We start from the raw sequence: 16302 nt of genomic DNA on the forward strand, positions 1-16302 counted from the left end.
ACGACAGCTTACAAATAAAAGGAGTGACGAAACATGCTTAAAGGTCGCATACATTCATTGGAAACTTTCGGAACGGTGGATGGCCCGGGTATTCGTTTCGTCCTCTTCATGCAGGGCTGTCTGCTGAAATGTCAATATTGTCACAACCCGGATACCTGGAGCCTGACGGACGGGAAAGAGATGACCGTAGACGAGGTGCTGGCCGAAATTGAGCCATACCTTACCTACTACCGTTCCTCGGGCGGCGGGTTGACGGTATCCGGCGGAGAGGCAACGCTGCAAGCTCCGTTTGTCACCGAGCTGTTCCGCGAAGCCAAGAAGCGGTGGAATCTTCACACGACGTTGGACACCAACGGTTACAATGAGGGGGATAAGATTCGCGACCTTCTGGATGTGACGGATTTGGTCCTGTTGGACTTGAAACATATTGACAACGAGAAACACATCAAGCTAACCGGCAAGCCGAATGATCGGATGTTGAAGATGGCGGAATGGTTGTCGGAACATGACCGTAACATGTGGATTCGCCACGTTTTTGTTCCCGGCATCCATGATGATGAGCAGGATTTGTTAAACCTCGGCCGCTTTATCGGTGGTTTGCGGGGAGTGGAGAAGTTCGAAATTCTCCCCTATCACCAGATGGGGATTTACAAGTGGCAAGAGTTGGGCTGGGATTATCCGCTTGATGGGGTCCCTTCGCCAACGCCGGAGGAACTCGAGCGGGCAGGTCGGTTGATTGAAGAGGGACGGCGGCAAGCAGCCGGTGTGAAATCGTAATTGGCGTCAACAAATGTAACATGCAATCTATTTTTTATAAGAGAAACGGTTCAACTTAACTCAAGAAGTTAGGTTGAACCGTTTTCTTTTTGTCATTTAGATGATTTTATCCCTGGAATAGAAAAATGACCTCCTTACCAATATTGAACGCGCTTTCTATAATGAAAGTGTAGCAAAACCAGACAATGAGGAGGGTCCATAAAAAGATGAAAAAAAGCTTCGTCCTTCTGTTGAGTTTATTTCTTTTGAGCTCGATAATGCTGGCCGGCTGCGGAAAAGCCGCTAACGAGGGAGCTCCCGCAACAAACGGAGAACAGCCCGCGACAAACGACAAACCTAGCGAACCCAAAGCCAGCGAGGAGCCGTTTGAGATTACGATCCGTCACACGCAAGTTGGCGAATCCAAAAAGTTCCGCCTTGCCTTGCTAGAGGATGTCGTGAAAAAGACGCAGGAAGCGGTTCCGGGACTCAAAATCAAGCTGGATGCCGTCGATTCAGAAGTAAACCGGAAAGAAAAGCTGAGAGGCGAGATGGCTGCGGGGAAACCGCCGGAAATTTTCGATGTTTTCGGAAGTCCGGACGCCGCCCTATATGCCAAGGAAGGGTTGATGCTGGACTTGACGCCGATTTTGGAGGAGCTCGGCCTCAAAGACAAGTTCACCACCTTGGCCCCGTTCACGCATGACGGAAAGATCTACGGACTGCCGATCGGCGGGTCGATCGAAGGATTTTTCTACAATAAGGCGTATTTTGAGGAGAAAGGGCTGAAAGTGCCCGCCACGCTGGATGAACTGGAGAAGCTGGCCGAAACGATCAAAGCCGACGGCAAAATCCCTTTTGCCCAATCCTCCAAGGATGCCTGGATTCCTCTGATGACAACCAACAACCTGTGGTCTTACTACGGAGGGCCGGAAATTACCTACGGCTTCAAGACGGGCGAAACCAAGTGGACGGATGAAAATATGGTCAAGGCCGTAGCCAAGCACCAGGAATGGGTGCAGAAAGGTTATTACAAGAAAGGCGAGCTCGGATTTGAATATGCGGACATGCGGAATCAAATCATTACGGGCGAAGCGATCATGATGATGGATGGCTCTTGGGCCAATTCGGTGTTCCGGGATCCCGCACAAGCAGGCGATACGGTCGGTAAAATCGGATTCTTCAACATGCCGCCGCTGAAAGCCGGAGACCCGGTGGTGGTCATGCAGGACGCGAACAACGGGTACGGGTTCTCCAGTGCGGTCGCGGAAGATCCGCGGAAGCTGCAGGCTGTCAAAGAATTCATCAAGTTCATGTGGACAGAAGAGATGCAGCTTCGTGGACTGAAAGAAGACGGCGTGCTGCCGGCGATGAAAATGGATCTGGAGCAAATGAAGACGACTTCGGACGATCCGCTGATGCAGGATATTTTCAAAGCGGTCAGCGAGATCGGGACTTCGTTCCCGGCGTTTGACGCCCTGGTTCAAGCGGAAGTCAATACGGCGCTTAGCATGGGGATCCAGCAAATTATCGGCGGGGAAATCGATCCGGTCAAAATGCTGGAGAACGTCCAGGCGGCTCAAGACGCGGCGAACGCGGCTGAGCCGCAATAAGGACCGCCAATAGCGATTGACGATGATGAAGGGCGCCACCCGCCTCCAAAGGGGGCGCTCTTTTTTCACAAAAAATAAGGCATCCGCCATGGAGGTTACTATGAATAAAGCGCTAAGAAATCCGCTGATCTATGGATTGTTTGTGCTTCCGGCATTCGTGTTGTTCCTGGCCTTCTTCGTTTATCCGATTTTGAGCGCCATGAACAACAGTTTTACGAGCTGGAACGGAATTTCCAAAAATATTACGTATATCGGCTTTGACAATTACCTCACCGCTTTTCAAGATGCGGCTTTTTGGAAATCGGTACGGAATAACGTTTACTTCATTCTGTTCTCCTGTTTAATCCAGGTTCCCTTGATCGTCATTTTCTCGCTGCTGATCGCCAATGTGAAGCGGCTGAAAGGCTTGTACAAAACAGCGGTATTTATGCCGTCCATTATGTCGACGGCCGTGATCGGCATTCTGTGGGGCTTCATTTACAATCCCGATTTCGGGTTGGCCAATGAAATATTGGGCGTGTTCGGTTTGCCGCAGGTTTACTGGCTGTCGGATAAAAATTGGGCGATGCTGTCCATTTTGATCACAAACGCCTGGCAGTGGACCGGATTTTATATCGTGATGGTGCTGGCCGCGATTATTTCCATACCCAAAGAATTGGATGAAGCGGCGGCGATCGACGGCGCCACAGGGTTTCAGCGGGCTACCCGGATTACCATTCCGCTCGTGATGCCGATTATCTCCGTTGTGATCATGCTGTCCATGGCCGGGGCCATGAAGGCGGCCGATATTGTGCTGGTCATGACCAAAGGGGGGCCCGCCGGTTCGACGGATGTGATGGCCACTTATATGATCCGCTACGCGATTACGAGCTTCAGACATGGTTTCGGCAACTCCATCGCCGTGCTGATCTTTGTGTTCACGATCGTCCTCACCGCGCTTTATCAATTTTTTGTGGCAAGACGGACAGAAAGGATTGAATACTGATGAGAGCATTAAAAAAAATCGTCCCGCATATTTTTCTGATGGGTTACCTGCTGATCATCCTGTATCCGTTCCTGTTCGTCCTGTTTTCTTCCGTAAAAACGAACAATCAGGATATCGCGGCGAATCCGTTCGGTTTGCCGGGTTCCATAACCTTCGACAACTACGTTAATGCGTGGGTGAACGCCAAGATTAACACTTATTTTTTTAACAGTTTATATATCGGTGTCGTTTCCGCCTGTTTATCGATTCTGTTCGCGGCGATGCTGGCCTTTGCCGTAACCCGCATGCGTTACAACCGGATCAGCGCCGCCTTGTTTCAATTGATCCTGCTGGGCATGCTTATTCCCAACAACTCGCTGCTGCTGCCGATCTACGGCGTGATGCGAAAATTACACATCCTTGATACGCATATGGCGTTGATTCTTCCGTACATCGCCAACGCGATCCCGTTCTCGGTCATCATTCTCGCGGCATTCATGCGTTCGCTGCCCGGAGAGATTGAAGAGGCGGCGGTCATCGACGGTTTGGGTTCGGCCGGACTATTCGCCAAAGTTATTATTCCGCTCACGGTTCCCGCGATCGTTACGGTGTTTATTATTAATTTTCTCGGCAATTGGAACGAGTTTTTGCTTGCCAACTATTTCTTGTCGAGCGACGAGCTGCGGACGCTTCCCGTCGGGATGGTCGGATTCCGAGACGCGTACAACACGAATTATGCCCAGATGTCCGCCGGCATTGTATTCAGCGTCCTTCCGGTCATGATCATCTACGCTATTCTTCAGGAAAAGATCATAGAAGGAGTTACGGCCGGCAGTGTCAAAGGATAATAAAAGCGCTTCCGCAAAAGGGAGAACCATTCTCGGCGTCGCGCACTTCAACTTCGGGAGCGAAACGGCCAATGAACTTGCGCATCAAATTGTTTACCGCCTTTCTCGGGCTGGTCATTATTCCGTTGTTCATCCTCGGCATCATTACGTTTATCGTAACGTTCCGGTCGATTGAGACGAAGTACAGCCAGCAGGCCGAGTACTCGCTGAGGGCGATCGGCTACAGTATCCGAAATGTATTTCACGAAATGGATAATGTGACGGATAACGGGATTGCCAAGGGGGTTTTTCAGGAGGCGTTGAATTCGCGAAACCCGGACACCCAGGATTTGACGGCCGCAGACCAGCTGGAGCTGAACGCCAATCAGCGAAATTTCCGCTCGTTGTTGTACAATCATCCGGCTATCGATTACGCATTTTTGTACAATATCCAAAGCAGCCGGGAATCCAAAGTCATTACGATCTTTAATAAGGAAAATTTCGAGACGCTGCCCTATGAGGAATTCAAAGAGCATTCCTTGTACCGGGAGGTTGTAAAATTGAATGGGGTACCGCGCTGGATCGCGCCGCGGGAGTATCCCGAGTTAACCGGAACGGACAGCGTCTTCACGCAGATCCGTTTGATCAAGGACCTGGAGAGTTTTAAGCGGGTTGGCGTTTTGTTCGTCCAAATCAAAAGTTGGGAGTTCGAAAAAATATTTCAGAGCATGACCCTCGGCAGCAAGCTGCGGGACACGAGATTTTTTCTGGTCAACGATAAAGGGCAGGTGCTGTATGACTATCCCTCCGAGCTGACGGGTCTGGTGCTGGATGAACAAATCCGGCAAAGGCTTGTCGGCACCCGCGACGTGTTCAGTTATCGAGGCAAATTCAACGGAGAAGAGAGCGTGATCTCCATCCATCGGTTACAAGATTATCCATGGACGGTGGTATCCGTGACCTCCTGGCGTTATCTGTCGCAGGAAGTGACGACTTTTGCCAAATGGTTTGTGGCGATCATTCTTGTCTGCGTGCTGACGGCGATGCTGTTCAATGTCTTGTTCGTGAACCGGATTACGGGAACGATCGGCGTGATCGTCCGCTTTATGAGAAAAGTCGAGGCCGGCGACCTGAACGCCAGGGTGGAGGAAAAAGGGGATGACGAGCTGCTGCTGCTGCAGCAGGGCTTTAACAGCCAAATGGATAAGATCAACGAACTGTTCGACCAGGTGAAGAAAGAGCAGCGGCAAAAAGCAAACGCGGAGCTCCGGGTGCTGCAGGCGCAAATTAAGCCGCACTTTCTGTTTAATACGCTGGAATCCATCAATGTGCTCGCGGTGCAGAACGAGGGGCGTAAAGTAAGCGAGATGGTGCTGCGGCTTGCCCGGATATTAAGGATCAGCATCCAGGGGAAAGAGGAGATCCCGCTTCGTGAAGAAATCGAGCATTTGCGAAGCTATCTGGAGATTCAGAAGTTCAGATTTGCGGACCTGTTCGAGTACGAGATCGACGTTCCCCCGGAGCTTATGGATTGCCTGGTATTAAAGCTGACGCTTCAGCCTTTGGTGGAGAACAGTATTCAGCACGGGTTTGAAGGAATCGCGTATGGAGGAATTCTGCGCATATCCGGTCATTCGGAAGGAGACCGTTTAATTCTGCGAATTGAGGATAACGGCATCGGAATAAGCCGGGAACAGTTGTCGCTGATCCACTATGCGGACACCGGAAATCATCCGGAGGTCGAGAGCGGGGCCGATCAAGAGGGAAGAGGGCTTGGGCTGCGCAGCGTCTATGACCGTTTGCGGTTTCAATACGGGAGCCGGTACGGCCTGTTTATTTGCTCGCATCCCGGAAGCGGGACGGTCATTCAGTGTGTGATTCCGAAATCCGAATGGGGGAAACGAGATGAAGCTGAAGGTATTGCTCGTGGATGATGAATTGCCGATCCTGAACAATTTGTCGAAAGTGCTGCCCTGGGAGGCCATGAACTTCGAAGTGGTCGGTCTGGCCAGAGAAGGCCGTCAGGCTTTGGAAGCGGCACTCCTGCACCGGCCCGATTTGATTTTGAGCGATATTCGGATGCCGGTCATGGATGGGCTTTCTTTTATCCGCCACGTCAGGGAAAACGGATTGGACAGCGCGATACTGCTGCTGACGGGGTACCAGGAATTTGAGTATGCCCGGACCGGCATAAAATACGGCGTCAGCGATTATATTACGAAACCGATCGATTATTATGCGCTTGAGGAAACGGTGCGGCGGCTTGGGAGTCAAATCGCGGACAAGAAAAAGAAGCAATTCCGGCAGCGGCAGTTAAACCGGATCGCCCACTGGCTGAATGAAAAACACATCCTTTATTCGCTGCTGGGACAGAGCACGGAGGAAGGCACGGTTGAAGGGACGGAATTTGAAACGGAGAGCGCACATGCGGACGGGAGCGCGGATTCGAATGGGGACCTTGCTATGAACCCGCAGCCCGGGTGTTACGGCCTGCTTCTGTTGGAGGCGGACGGGTATGTCGCCGGGTCGCTATCCTGGTCTTCCGCCGAACGAAAAAGCTGGAACTTGAAGATCAAGCAGCGGTTAAAGGAGTTGTTCCTGCCCTTATTGAACGAGTACCTGATTATACAGGCGAGGGAAGGGGAATGGTGTGTCGTTTTTTCCACGGACACGGAACAGGACCTCTCTAGCGAGCGGCTGCGGCCCATTTACGAGCGGTTGCAAGCCTCGGTAGGAGAAGAGACGGAAGGCAGGGGTGTCCGGATGTGTCTGGAAGCGGGGGGACTGAGAAGGAGCGACCTAAACTTGGCATACCGGCGCCTGCAGCGGCTGCTGCTGGCGGTGGCGCCACAGGAATGGTTTGTGCGGGCGGACCGCCTTCCGGAACGGGAAATCGGACATTCCCATGCATCGGAGGAGGGCGGACGCTGGGGCTATATCGAAGAGCTCGGCCCCGCCCTTCGACATGGCCATCCGGATGCGTTAAACCGGATCGCCGACGGTCTTTCGCAATATGCGGAGCGCATGGCCGGAGGGCAGCGGTCGGGCGAAGCCGAACGAATGCTGAATTATGTGCTGATCCATCTTTTGCGCGAGCTGCGTGAATTACGGGTGTTGACGGAAGAGGAAGAGGCCGCCGTTTGGTCCCGGCTGCGGGAATCCCTCGGACTAAAAGACCTGCTGGCGCTGGTCAAATCGTTGCTGCATCGCGCCGGAGTCTGCCATGCCGGCAGGAAATCCGCGGAGATGTTGATGGCCTCGGCTCAGGGCTATATCCGGGATCATCTGGCCGATGATTTCGGGATCGAGGAGATCGCCGATTTTCTCGGAATCAGCTGCAGTTATTTTTGCCTGCTGTTCAAGAACCACTTTGGCGAAACCTTTGTTGAATATTTAACGAGGCAGCGGATGGAAAGGGCCAAAGATTTGCTGAGCCGCAGCGATAAACCGATCGCGCAAATCTGTGCGGCCGTCGGCTATCAAGAACGCCGTTACTTCTCGAAAGTGTTTCAGAAATACACGGGCATGACGCCTTCGGAATTTCGTATTCAGCAATCGAACGTATCCTAAGAAAACGGGGGAATTAGCATGGATTTGTCGCAATGGTCTTTGGACGAGAAAATCGGCCAGCTCTTCATCTGCGGATTTCACAGCCTGACAGCGGATGAACAAATTCGGATACTGTTGAAGGATTATCATGTCGGAGGAACCGTCTACTTCCGCCGGAACGTGGAATCCGTCTCCCAATTGGCGGCCCTGTCGGCCAATTTGCAGCGGCTGCCGCGCAGCAGGCCGGAAATTCCGCTGTTTATATCCATCGATCAGGAGGGAGGCATGGTATCCCGCCTGGACCATGAAGGGATGAGCCGGATTCCCGGAAACATGACGCTGGGGGCGGCCGGGGACCTGCGGCTGACTCGGCGCGCGGCCGAGTTGGCGGCCAAGGAAATGATCGCCTTGGGCATCAATTTCAACTTCGCCCCCTGCGTCGATGTAAACAACAATCCGGCGAATCCGGTCATCGGGGTCCGTTCCTTCGGGGAGGACCCGGACAAGGTCGGGGAGCATGGAGCGGCGGCGATCCACGGATATCAGCAAAGCGGCGTGATCGCGACGGCGAAGCATTTTCCCGGCCACGGCGATACGACCGTCGATTCCCACCGCGGGCTCGCGGTGGTTCCGCATGATCGGCGGCGGCTGGAGCGGATCGAGCTCGCGCCGTTCGCAAAGGCGATCGCGGCCGGCGTCGATGCGATCATGACGGCGCATGTGGCGTTTCCGGCCTTCGAGCCGGATGAGGGTACGCCAGCAACGCTTTCGAAGCGCGTGCTGACCGATTTGCTTCGCGTAGATCTGGGGTTTGAAGGCGTGATCGTGACCGATTGCCTGGAAATGCATGCGATATCCAAATCGTGCGGTATCGCCGAGGGGGCGGTGCGGGCCATCGAGGCCGGGGCGGATCTCATACTCGTCAGCCACACGTTCGAGGATCAGATCGCCGCGATTCGGGCGGTTCGGGAGGCGGTAGCGTCCGGCCGTCTCAGCGAAGAACGAATAGACCGCTCCGCAGAGCGCGTGCTTGCTTTAAAGAAGAAGCGGATCGGTTGGTTACCCCCGGTTGCGGAAACGGAGTCTTTCGTCCCCGTTCCTTTAACGCCGCCGGAAGAGAGCGATGCCCTCCTGACCGAAATTGCCGAACACAGCGTTACCCTGGTCAAGGATGCCGAAAACCTGCCTCTTGATCCCGCGGAGGCCATCCTGGTCGTGTGGCCCGAGCTCCGTCACCGGACGGAAGTGGATGAGCCGGCGGTTCACCGCTATACGCTGGCCGATGCCCTTGGGCGGTACGGGGAACGGATCACCTTGTCCGTGATCGGCACGCATCCGACGGAGCGGGAGGTGGAGGAGGTGCTAAACCAAAGCCGAAATTTTGCCCAAATCGTGGTCGTCACTTATACGGCGGAAGGTGAACTTCCGACGGGTCAAGCGCAGCTGGTTCAGGGGTTGAATCGGCTTTACGGTTCACGGATCGTCGCGGTTTCAAGCCGCAACCCCTATGACCTGCATGATTTCCCGGAGGTCGGCACTTATCTTTGCCTCTACGAAAACCGATCCTTTGCGCTGGATGCTTTAGCCAAAGTGCTGACCGGCAAAATCGTGCCTCGCGGTACGCTGCCGGTAAGCTTGGACTCCGAATACCGGACCGGGTTCCGGTTACTCTAACTGAAACAAGGCCATAACTCGCGGCAGATCCAACAAAATTAACGGATCATGTCGCTTTTTTTACATTGCTGTAATATTTACAGAAACTTTTTAAGGGAAGGCGCGTTTAATAGTATGTGTGATTTTGAAAGAGTCAAATATGGGAGTAGAGAAGGAGTCTAGCATGAATTTCAAAAGATTGGTTATCACTACAGTTATAGCGCTTTCACAAGTGGCTATGGTTCTTCCCGCGAGTGCGGAAGAAGCTGTTACACCTCCCGCTTCGAACGGGGCGAATGCAACAACGAGTCAAAATCAGAGCAACACCGGCAGTGGAAATACGTCGAACCAAACGACTGATCCCAGCGGGGGCCAGGGGAATGGGCAGACCGGGGATCAGACTTCGGGAGAAAATCAGGGGAACACCGCTCCGGCCGATAACGGCACACAAGGGAAGAGCGGCGACAAAGGGGCTCCGGACGGTACGGTAAATGGTGATCCGGCAGCACAGACACCCGACAATCAAGATCCGGCGAACCAGGTTCCGGGAACCACGGAAGAGCCGCCCGTTGAAATTACGTCGAACGATGCCGCCGGCTCCGGCCAGCTGGTGCTTATGATGAACAGCAAGAAGATGTACCAGAACGGCAAGGAATACCTCGCCGGTTATCCGATGGAGGTCAAGGACAACGTTTCCTACGTTTCGATCCGCGCCATCGTAGAACGCGCCGGATTGCAGATCGCTTACGACGGCAAAACCAAGGAAACCATCATTAAGCGCGGGACCGACGAACTGCGTTTTAAAGTGAACAGCGCCAGCTATAAAGTGAACGGCGTTACGACGGCCATGAAGGGCAAATCCTATTCCGTCCAAAATAACTTCATGGTCCCTTTGACGGCGATCACCAAGGCTTTGAACATCAAGTACGAGGTGGATCTGCAAGGCAAACGCGTCATTCTGAATCTTGAGACGAAACCGAAGGCTTCCTTCTCGATCGGGAACAAGGAAGTGATTGCGGGTGAGACACTCGTTCAGTATGTGACGGAATCCACTTCGCCGATCGGACTTCCGATCGTTAATGAAGAGTGGCAGGGCAAGCAAGATATGTTCGATACGCCGGGGCTTTACGTCGTGACTTACCGGGTACAGGATTCCAGCGGTCAATGGAGTGATCCGTTCTCCCTGACGATCGAAGTCAGAAAACCGCATACGCCGCCGGTGGCGAATTTTACGACCGACAAAGATACTTACAAGATGGGCGAGCTTATTACTTACACGGATCAAAGTACCGACGAAGTCGGCATCAAGAGCCGCGAGTGGCAGAATCGGGAGTACGCTTTCTTTTCGCCGGGTCCCGTAACGATCAAGCTGACGGTAACCAACGAATTCGGACTGACTTCCAGCATCGAGAAGACGATTACGATTACAAATGAAACGCTGTACACCCGGGACGAATTTAATAAGCTGTTCATTCCGGTCGGCGAGAAATACGGTTTCGATGGAACCCAGGTGCCAAGCTGGGAAAGAGTAAACTACCAGTTCACTTCCGAACCGACGACGCTGATTCGCAGTAACAGCCCGGAAACGGTATATTCCGAAGGCATATTGTACCAGGAGTCGGTTATGGGGAATACCCGTTTCATGGTTCACCATGTGAACGCGACCGGCAAAAATGTGAAAATGTATATTATCGCTACCAACAACAATGCCGAAACGGTGCGGTTAACCCAGACCAACCTCGGTTTTGCCGGACCGAACCCATCCGCGGTGGGCGTCGGTAAAGCTTCGGTTCAACGGTATTACGAGTCGATGCAAAACGGCAGCCAATACAAAGAAACGTGGATTGCTCCGGGCGAGAAAAAACTGGTGATGACCGAACTGAGTGCGGTAGCCCTGAAACAGGGGGACGTCATTTCCTTGCTGGCCGATCTGTACAGCGACAACACGCTGCAATACGATGTGATTCTGATCGGAGCGGACAAAGATCCGATCGCTACGCTTCCTTGGCTGGGCTTCGTGGAAAAGGATAAGCATAACCGCGGCACGTTCCCTGAAGCGACTCGCCGTATCGATTACGGGGAATTGGTCGGCTCGAAGCAAACCCGCCTTTTGATCGGCGACAATTCCAGCGACCCGTTCCTGGTCGGTTACGATACGCCGAGAAACGGCGAGTATGTGCTCAACGCCGGGAACTTCGGCGTCCTGTATACGATCAAGCTCCATCGCGTCGCACCGAACACGCTGGTTACGTTTAACCCGCGCGGCGGCTTCTATACCGGTTATATTATGATCAACGGAGAGATTGTGCCGGTGGCCAAGGAAAGCGGCGTATATGCCCCTAACGAAAACGTTGTTCTGTTCCGGACGGGGGACAGTGAGCAATCCGTGGAGTTCCTGTTTACGGCTGCTCCTGGCAGCAACTTGTCCGTGAACCTGTTGTTCCAACCGCTTCCTCAGAAGAAGCAGCCTTAAGGTTTTAATTGACGAAAGCGAGCCATAGAGGTCACACTCTGCGGCTCGCTTTTTTTGGCAGGGGCTTCATTGACGAGGGGCCCTCTTTTGCGGCATTATAATAGAAGTGACGCATGAAGGAAAGACGGGAGGAATGTCGCATGCTGTCAACGGAAGAGATTATTTCGGTCATGTCGGCGCAAGGTTTGAGAATTACGGATCAGCGCAGAAGCCTTGCGAAACTGTTTGCCGAGACTGACGGTTACCTAACGCCGAAAGATGTTTATGAATATATGAGCAGCAAATACAACGGACTCAGTTTTGATACCGTATACCGTAATTTACGGGTTATGGAGGAGCTGGGGGCGATCGAGCAGATCGTATTTGAGGACGGCTTGAAATTCCGTGCCAGTTGCAGCAGCGAAGGCCACCATCATCACCACATGATCTGTCTGCAATGTCAGAAAACCTACCCGATTCATTTTTGCCCGATGCCCCTGACGGATGCGCCCGAAGCTTTTCAGGTGGTCAAACATAAATTTGAAGTATTCGGGTACTGCAAAAATTGCCAGCGGGTAAGCGCGCCGGGCGAAGAAGCGGCTCGAAAGCCGGCCAAGTAAGGCACAGAAGGAAGAGGATTGCCATGGGGATCACCAGAAAAGCGTTCCAAGGTCCGATCGTTTTTTACCGGAAGTTTATTTCTCCCCTGAAGCCGCCGACTTGCCGGTTCTATCCGACCTGCTCAGCCTATGCGCTCGAGGCCATCGAAGTTCACGGGCCGGTGAAAGGCTCCTGGTTGGCGGCCAAGCGCATCGCAAAATGCCATCCTTTTCATCCGGGCGGTTTGGACCCGGTTCCCCCGCGTAAGAAAGAGCGGCCGGAACTGTCGGATGACTCCGCTTCCGGTTGAGAAGTGATGGAAATGACGGAGCCGCGGCTTGACAGAAAGGCGTTATTTTTCATAAGATAACCTTATAACTGAATTTCCCATTTCGATGAACGGATAAGTACTTGGATTTAGGCCAGCCTCAGAGAGCCGGGGGAGCTGCAAACCGGTCTGGTCTAACCTTGGAAGATGGTCCGGGAGAAACCGCATTCGAGTCGCCGGCGGAAACACCGGGATAAGGATACGGCGCGGCATCCGGCGTTAATGGAGGGTCCGGCAGGACCGACTGAGCCCGTGCGCTGTGAAGCGGCGGGGAAATTGGGTGGTAGCGCGTGAGTTTTCTCTCGTCCCATATTGGGACGGGAGTTTTTTGTTTTTTAACTCTAAAAGGAGCTGAAGGAAATGTCCGAAAAAAAGACGTTTTACATTACGACCCCCATCTATTATCCCAGTGACAAGCTGCATATCGGGCATGCGTACACCACGGTGGCGGGCGACGCGATAGCTCGTTACAAACGGCTGCGCGGCTTCGATGTCCGCTATTTGACGGGGACGGACGAGCATGGTCAAAAAATTGAACGCAAGGCCGGAGAAGCGGGGAAGACCCCGCAGCAATTTGTCGACGACATCGTGGTCGGCATTAAAGAGCTGTGGAAGAAGCTCGACATTTCGAACGACGATTTCATCCGCACGACCGAACCGCGGCATAAGGCGGTCGTCGAGAAGATTTTTGACCGTTTGGTGGAAAAAGGCGATATCTATAAAGGGGAGTATGAGGGCTGGTACTGTACCCCGTGCGAATCCTTCTTTACGGAGCGGCAGCTCGTCGAGGGCAACTGTCCCGACTGCGGACGTCCGGTGGAGTTGGTCAAGGAGGAAAGCTATTTCTTCCGGATGAGCAATTACGTCGACCGGCTACTGAAGTACTACGAGGAAAATCCCGGCTTTATCCAGCCGGAATCCCGCAAAAACGAAATGATCAACAACTTTATCAAGCCGGGTCTGGAGGATCTGGCGGTATCGCGGACCACGTTTGACTGGGGCGTGAAGGTAAAAGGGGATCCGAAGCACGTCGTATATGTGTGGATCGACGCTCTGTCCAACTATATTACGGCTTTGGGCTACGGAACCGACAACGAGGAGCTGTTTAACCGCTACTGGCCCGCCGACGTTCATCTCGTCGGGAAAGAAATCGTGCGGTTTCATACGATTTACTGGCCGATTATGTTGATGGCGCTGGATTTGCCTTTGCCGAAAAAAGTATTCGGCCACGGCTGGCTTCTGATGAAGGGCGGCAAAATGTCCAAATCCAAAGGAAATGTCATGGATCCCGCCGTGCTGATTGACCGTTACGGGCTGGACGCCACCCGTTATTACTTGCTGCGCGAGGTGCCTTTCGGCGCCGACGGTTCGTTTACACCGGAGAGCTTCGTCCAGCGCGTTAATTCCGATCTGGCTAACGATCTGGGCAATCTGCTGAATCGGACGGTGGCGATGGTCGGCAGATATTTTGACGGCGAAGTCCCGGCTTACCGGCCGAACGTTACGCCGTACGATGCCGATCTCTCCAAACTTGCGCTCGAAACGGTCGAGAAGGTGGAAGAGGTCATGGAGAATTTGGAATTTTCCGTGGCGCTGTCCGCTATCGGCGCTTTTATCGGCCGGACCAACAAATACATCGATGAAACCCAGCCTTGGGTGCTCGCCAAAGATGAGGCGAAAAAAGAGGAGCTGGCTTCGGTGATGGTCCATCTCGTCGAATCGCTGCGGATTGCGGCGATCTTGCTGCAGCCGTTCCTGACCCAGGCGCCGGCCAAAATCTGGGCGCAGCTGGGCTTGACGCCGGGCGAACTGACCGCCTGGGACAGTGCCAAGTCCTTCGGCCTCGTACCGGCCGGGACGAAGGTCGGCAAGGGCGAGCCGATCTTCCCGCGGCTCGACGCCGAGCAGGAAATCGAGTACATCGCGAACTCGATGTCCGGGGGGACGGCGGCCGCGGCTGCCGCGCCGGCTGAGGCGGCCGACGCTGGCGCTCCCGCGGAGGCTCCCGCGAAGCCGGAGCTCAAGGACGAAATCGGCATCGACGATTTCGCCAAGGTCGAGCTGCGCGTGGCCGAGGTGCTTGCCTGCGAGCCCGTGCCGAAAGCTGACAAGCTGCTCAAGCTGCAATTGGACCTCGGCTTCGAGCAGCGGCAGGTGGTCTCCGGGATTGCGAAATTCTACAAGCCCGAAGAGCTGGTGGGCCGGAAAGTCATCTGCGTAACGAATCTCAAGCCGGTGAAGCTGCGCGGCGAGCTGTCCCAGGGAATGATCCTGGCGGCTTCGCAAGGGGACCAGCTTACGCTGGCCACGGTGCCGGATTCCATGCCGAACGGCGCCGTCGTCAAATAAAACGACCGATTGTACACTTAACGCCAAGGGCTCTGCCCTTGGCGTTTTTTTTGTGGCTTGCTCTCAAATAATAAGCAAAATGTCAACATGGAGTTGACACTTGTTTTACATTACCTCTATAATCATCTTTGTAATTATTACGATTAAAGCGAGAGGGAGAGAAAATATGCGTTTATACATAAATAAATGCTGGAAGCCGGCGATGATCCTGCTGGCAGGAGTCCTGCTGCTTGCAGGCTGCGGGAAAAGCGGCGGCGGAGGCGAAATTGTCGAGGGGAAGCTGAATGTCGTCACCAGTTTTTATCCGGTTTACGAATTTTCCGTGGCGATCGGCGGCGAGGACGCGAATGTGATCAATCTTCTGCCGACCGGGGTGGAGCCGCATGATTGGACACCGCGGAGCAAGGACATGCTGAACACCTCCAAGGCGGATTTGTTCCTTTATAATGGAGCGGGATTGGAAGGATGGGTTCCCAACTTTCTTAAAGGGCTGAATCAAGACGCAAAAGTGAAGCCGGTGGAACTGAGCAAGGGCATCGAGCTGATTTACGCGGAAGGAGATGACGGCCATAACCATGGCCATGCGGAGGCAGGCGAGAACGGGGCGGAAGAAGAAGGGCATGCCGACGAGGCCCATGCCGATGAAGCCCATTCTGAACAGGCACACGAGGATGGGCATGATCATCATATCGATCCGCACACTTGGGTCAGCCCGAAATCCGCGAAAATCATGGCCGAGAATATCAAAAACAGCTTCGTGGAGGCAGATCCCGCCCATAAAGAAGGGTATGAAGCCAGGTTTGCGGAGCTTCGCCAAAAGCTCGACGATCTTGACGCGAAATTTACGGAGGAGCTGGCCAAAACCTCGAAAAAGGAAATCGTCGTTTCCCACCAAGCTTTCGGCTACTTGTGCCGGGATTATGGCCTCACCCAGCATGCGATCATGGGCTTGTCCCCGGAAGCGGAGCCACGAGCCCAGGATTTGGTGACACTCTCCAAAATGGTCAAACAGGAAGGCATCCGGTACATTTTCTTCGAGGAACTGGTTTCCGACAAGCTGGCCAAAACTTTGGCGAGCGAAGCCGGTGTCGAGACACTGGTGTTGAATCCGGTCGAAGGGCTTACCAAGGAGCAGCAGGAGAACGGTGACAATTTCTTTACCCTCATGGAAAAGAATTTGCAAAATCTGATTCTCGCTCTAAAATAAAGAG

12 protein-coding genes are annotated in these 16302 nt (G+C 53.6%); all 12 read left to right on the forward strand.

Features of this window, described 5'->3' with window-relative positions; all coding sequences use genetic code 11:
* Window positions 1-33 precede the first annotated feature (33 nt).
* The 12 genes from pflA to FRY98_RS10960 all read left to right on the forward strand — a co-directional run bounded on the left by pflA (window position 34) and on the right by FRY98_RS10960 (window position 16298).
* Window positions 34-777 (forward strand): pyruvate formate-lyase-activating protein, encoded by a 744-nt coding sequence (pflA, locus tag FRY98_RS10905; RefSeq protein ID WP_148451770.1) that lies wholly within the window; start codon window positions 34-36, stop codon window positions 775-777.
* A 206-nt stretch (window positions 778-983) separates the two neighbouring features.
* A complete protein-coding gene (locus FRY98_RS10910; RefSeq protein WP_148451771.1) occupies window positions 984-2369 on the forward strand; it encodes an ABC transporter substrate-binding protein in 1386 nt (461 codons plus the stop codon).
* A 100-nt stretch (window positions 2370-2469) separates the two neighbouring features.
* Window positions 2470-3354, forward strand: coding sequence for a carbohydrate ABC transporter permease (locus tag FRY98_RS10915; protein WP_148451772.1), 885 nt, complete (start codon window positions 2470-2472; stop codon window positions 3352-3354).
* A complete protein-coding gene (locus FRY98_RS10920) occupies window positions 3354-4181 on the forward strand; it encodes a carbohydrate ABC transporter permease (RefSeq protein ID WP_148451773.1) in 828 nt (275 codons plus the stop codon). Before FRY98_RS10915 ends, FRY98_RS10920 begins: the two co-directional genes overlap by 1 nt.
* Window positions 4182-4252: 71 nt before the next feature.
* Window positions 4253-6094: a cache domain-containing sensor histidine kinase gene (locus FRY98_RS10925; protein ID WP_148451774.1), complete on the forward strand. Its 1842-nt coding sequence runs from the start codon at window positions 4253-4255 to the stop codon at window positions 6092-6094.
* The gene (locus FRY98_RS10930; RefSeq protein ID WP_148451775.1) at window positions 6066-7730 is read left to right on the forward strand and encodes a helix-turn-helix domain-containing protein; all 1665 of its coding nucleotides are present in this window, start codon (window positions 6066-6068) and stop codon (window positions 7728-7730) included. Before FRY98_RS10925 ends, FRY98_RS10930 begins: the two co-directional genes overlap by 29 nt.
* Window positions 7731-7748: 18 nt before the next feature.
* A complete protein-coding gene (gene nagZ / locus FRY98_RS10935; protein WP_148451776.1) occupies window positions 7749-9383 on the forward strand; it encodes a beta-N-acetylhexosaminidase in 1635 nt (544 codons plus the stop codon).
* A 163-nt stretch (window positions 9384-9546) separates the two neighbouring features.
* Window positions 9547-11835, forward strand: a complete 2289-nt coding sequence (locus FRY98_RS10940; protein ID WP_148451777.1) for a stalk domain-containing protein — start codon at window positions 9547-9549, stop codon at window positions 11833-11835.
* Window positions 11836-11975: 140 nt separating this feature from the next.
* Entirely contained in the window at window positions 11976-12434 is a 459-nt protein-coding gene (locus FRY98_RS10945; RefSeq protein ID WP_148451778.1) for a Fur family transcriptional regulator, read from the forward strand.
* 23 nt (window positions 12435-12457) lie between these two features.
* Window positions 12458-12724 (forward strand): membrane protein insertion efficiency factor YidD, encoded by a 267-nt coding sequence (gene yidD, locus FRY98_RS10950; protein WP_148451779.1) that lies wholly within the window; start codon window positions 12458-12460, stop codon window positions 12722-12724.
* Between the two features lie 378 nt (window positions 12725-13102).
* Window positions 13103-15091, forward strand: coding sequence for a methionine--tRNA ligase (metG, locus tag FRY98_RS10955; RefSeq protein WP_148451780.1), 1989 nt, complete (start codon window positions 13103-13105; stop codon window positions 15089-15091).
* Window positions 15092-15257: 166 nt separating this feature from the next.
* The gene (locus FRY98_RS10960; RefSeq protein ID WP_148451781.1) at window positions 15258-16298 is read left to right on the forward strand and encodes a metal ABC transporter substrate-binding protein; all 1041 of its coding nucleotides are present in this window, start codon (window positions 15258-15260) and stop codon (window positions 16296-16298) included.
* Window positions 16299-16302 lie beyond the last annotated feature (4 nt).

The sequence above is a fragment of the Paenibacillus faecis genome, assembly GCF_008084145.1.
GTDB lineage: Bacteria > Bacillota > Bacilli > Paenibacillales > Paenibacillaceae > Fontibacillus > Fontibacillus faecis.

What these genes read in the sequence shown, in the direction of transcription:
- FRY98_RS10960 (WP_148451781.1), top strand. Translation starts at nt 15,258, where the DNA reads ATGCGTTTATACATAAATAAATGCTGGAAGCCGGCGATGATCCTGCTG.
- FRY98_RS10930 (WP_148451775.1), top strand. Translation starts at nt 6,066, where the DNA reads ATGAAGCTGAAGGTATTGCTCGTGGATGATGAATTGCCGATCCTGAAC.
- FRY98_RS10925 (WP_148451774.1), top strand. Translation starts at nt 4,253, where the DNA reads ATGAACTTGCGCATCAAATTGTTTACCGCCTTTCTCGGGCTGGTCATT.
- FRY98_RS10940 (WP_148451777.1), top strand. Translation starts at nt 9,547, where the DNA reads ATGAATTTCAAAAGATTGGTTATCACTACAGTTATAGCGCTTTCACAA.
- yidD (WP_148451779.1), top strand. Translation starts at nt 12,458, where the DNA reads ATGGGGATCACCAGAAAAGCGTTCCAAGGTCCGATCGTTTTTTACCGG.
- nagZ (WP_148451776.1), top strand. Translation starts at nt 7,749, where the DNA reads ATGGATTTGTCGCAATGGTCTTTGGACGAGAAAATCGGCCAGCTCTTC.
- FRY98_RS10910 (WP_148451771.1), top strand. Translation starts at nt 984, where the DNA reads ATGAAAAAAAGCTTCGTCCTTCTGTTGAGTTTATTTCTTTTGAGCTCG.
- FRY98_RS10920 (WP_148451773.1), top strand. Translation starts at nt 3,354, where the DNA reads ATGAGAGCATTAAAAAAAATCGTCCCGCATATTTTTCTGATGGGTTAC.
- FRY98_RS10915 (WP_148451772.1), top strand. Translation starts at nt 2,470, where the DNA reads ATGAATAAAGCGCTAAGAAATCCGCTGATCTATGGATTGTTTGTGCTT.
- pflA (WP_148451770.1), top strand. Translation starts at nt 34, where the DNA reads ATGCTTAAAGGTCGCATACATTCATTGGAAACTTTCGGAACGGTGGAT.
- metG (WP_148451780.1), top strand. Translation starts at nt 13,103, where the DNA reads ATGTCCGAAAAAAAGACGTTTTACATTACGACCCCCATCTATTATCCC.
- FRY98_RS10945 (WP_148451778.1), top strand. Translation starts at nt 11,976, where the DNA reads ATGCTGTCAACGGAAGAGATTATTTCGGTCATGTCGGCGCAAGGTTTG.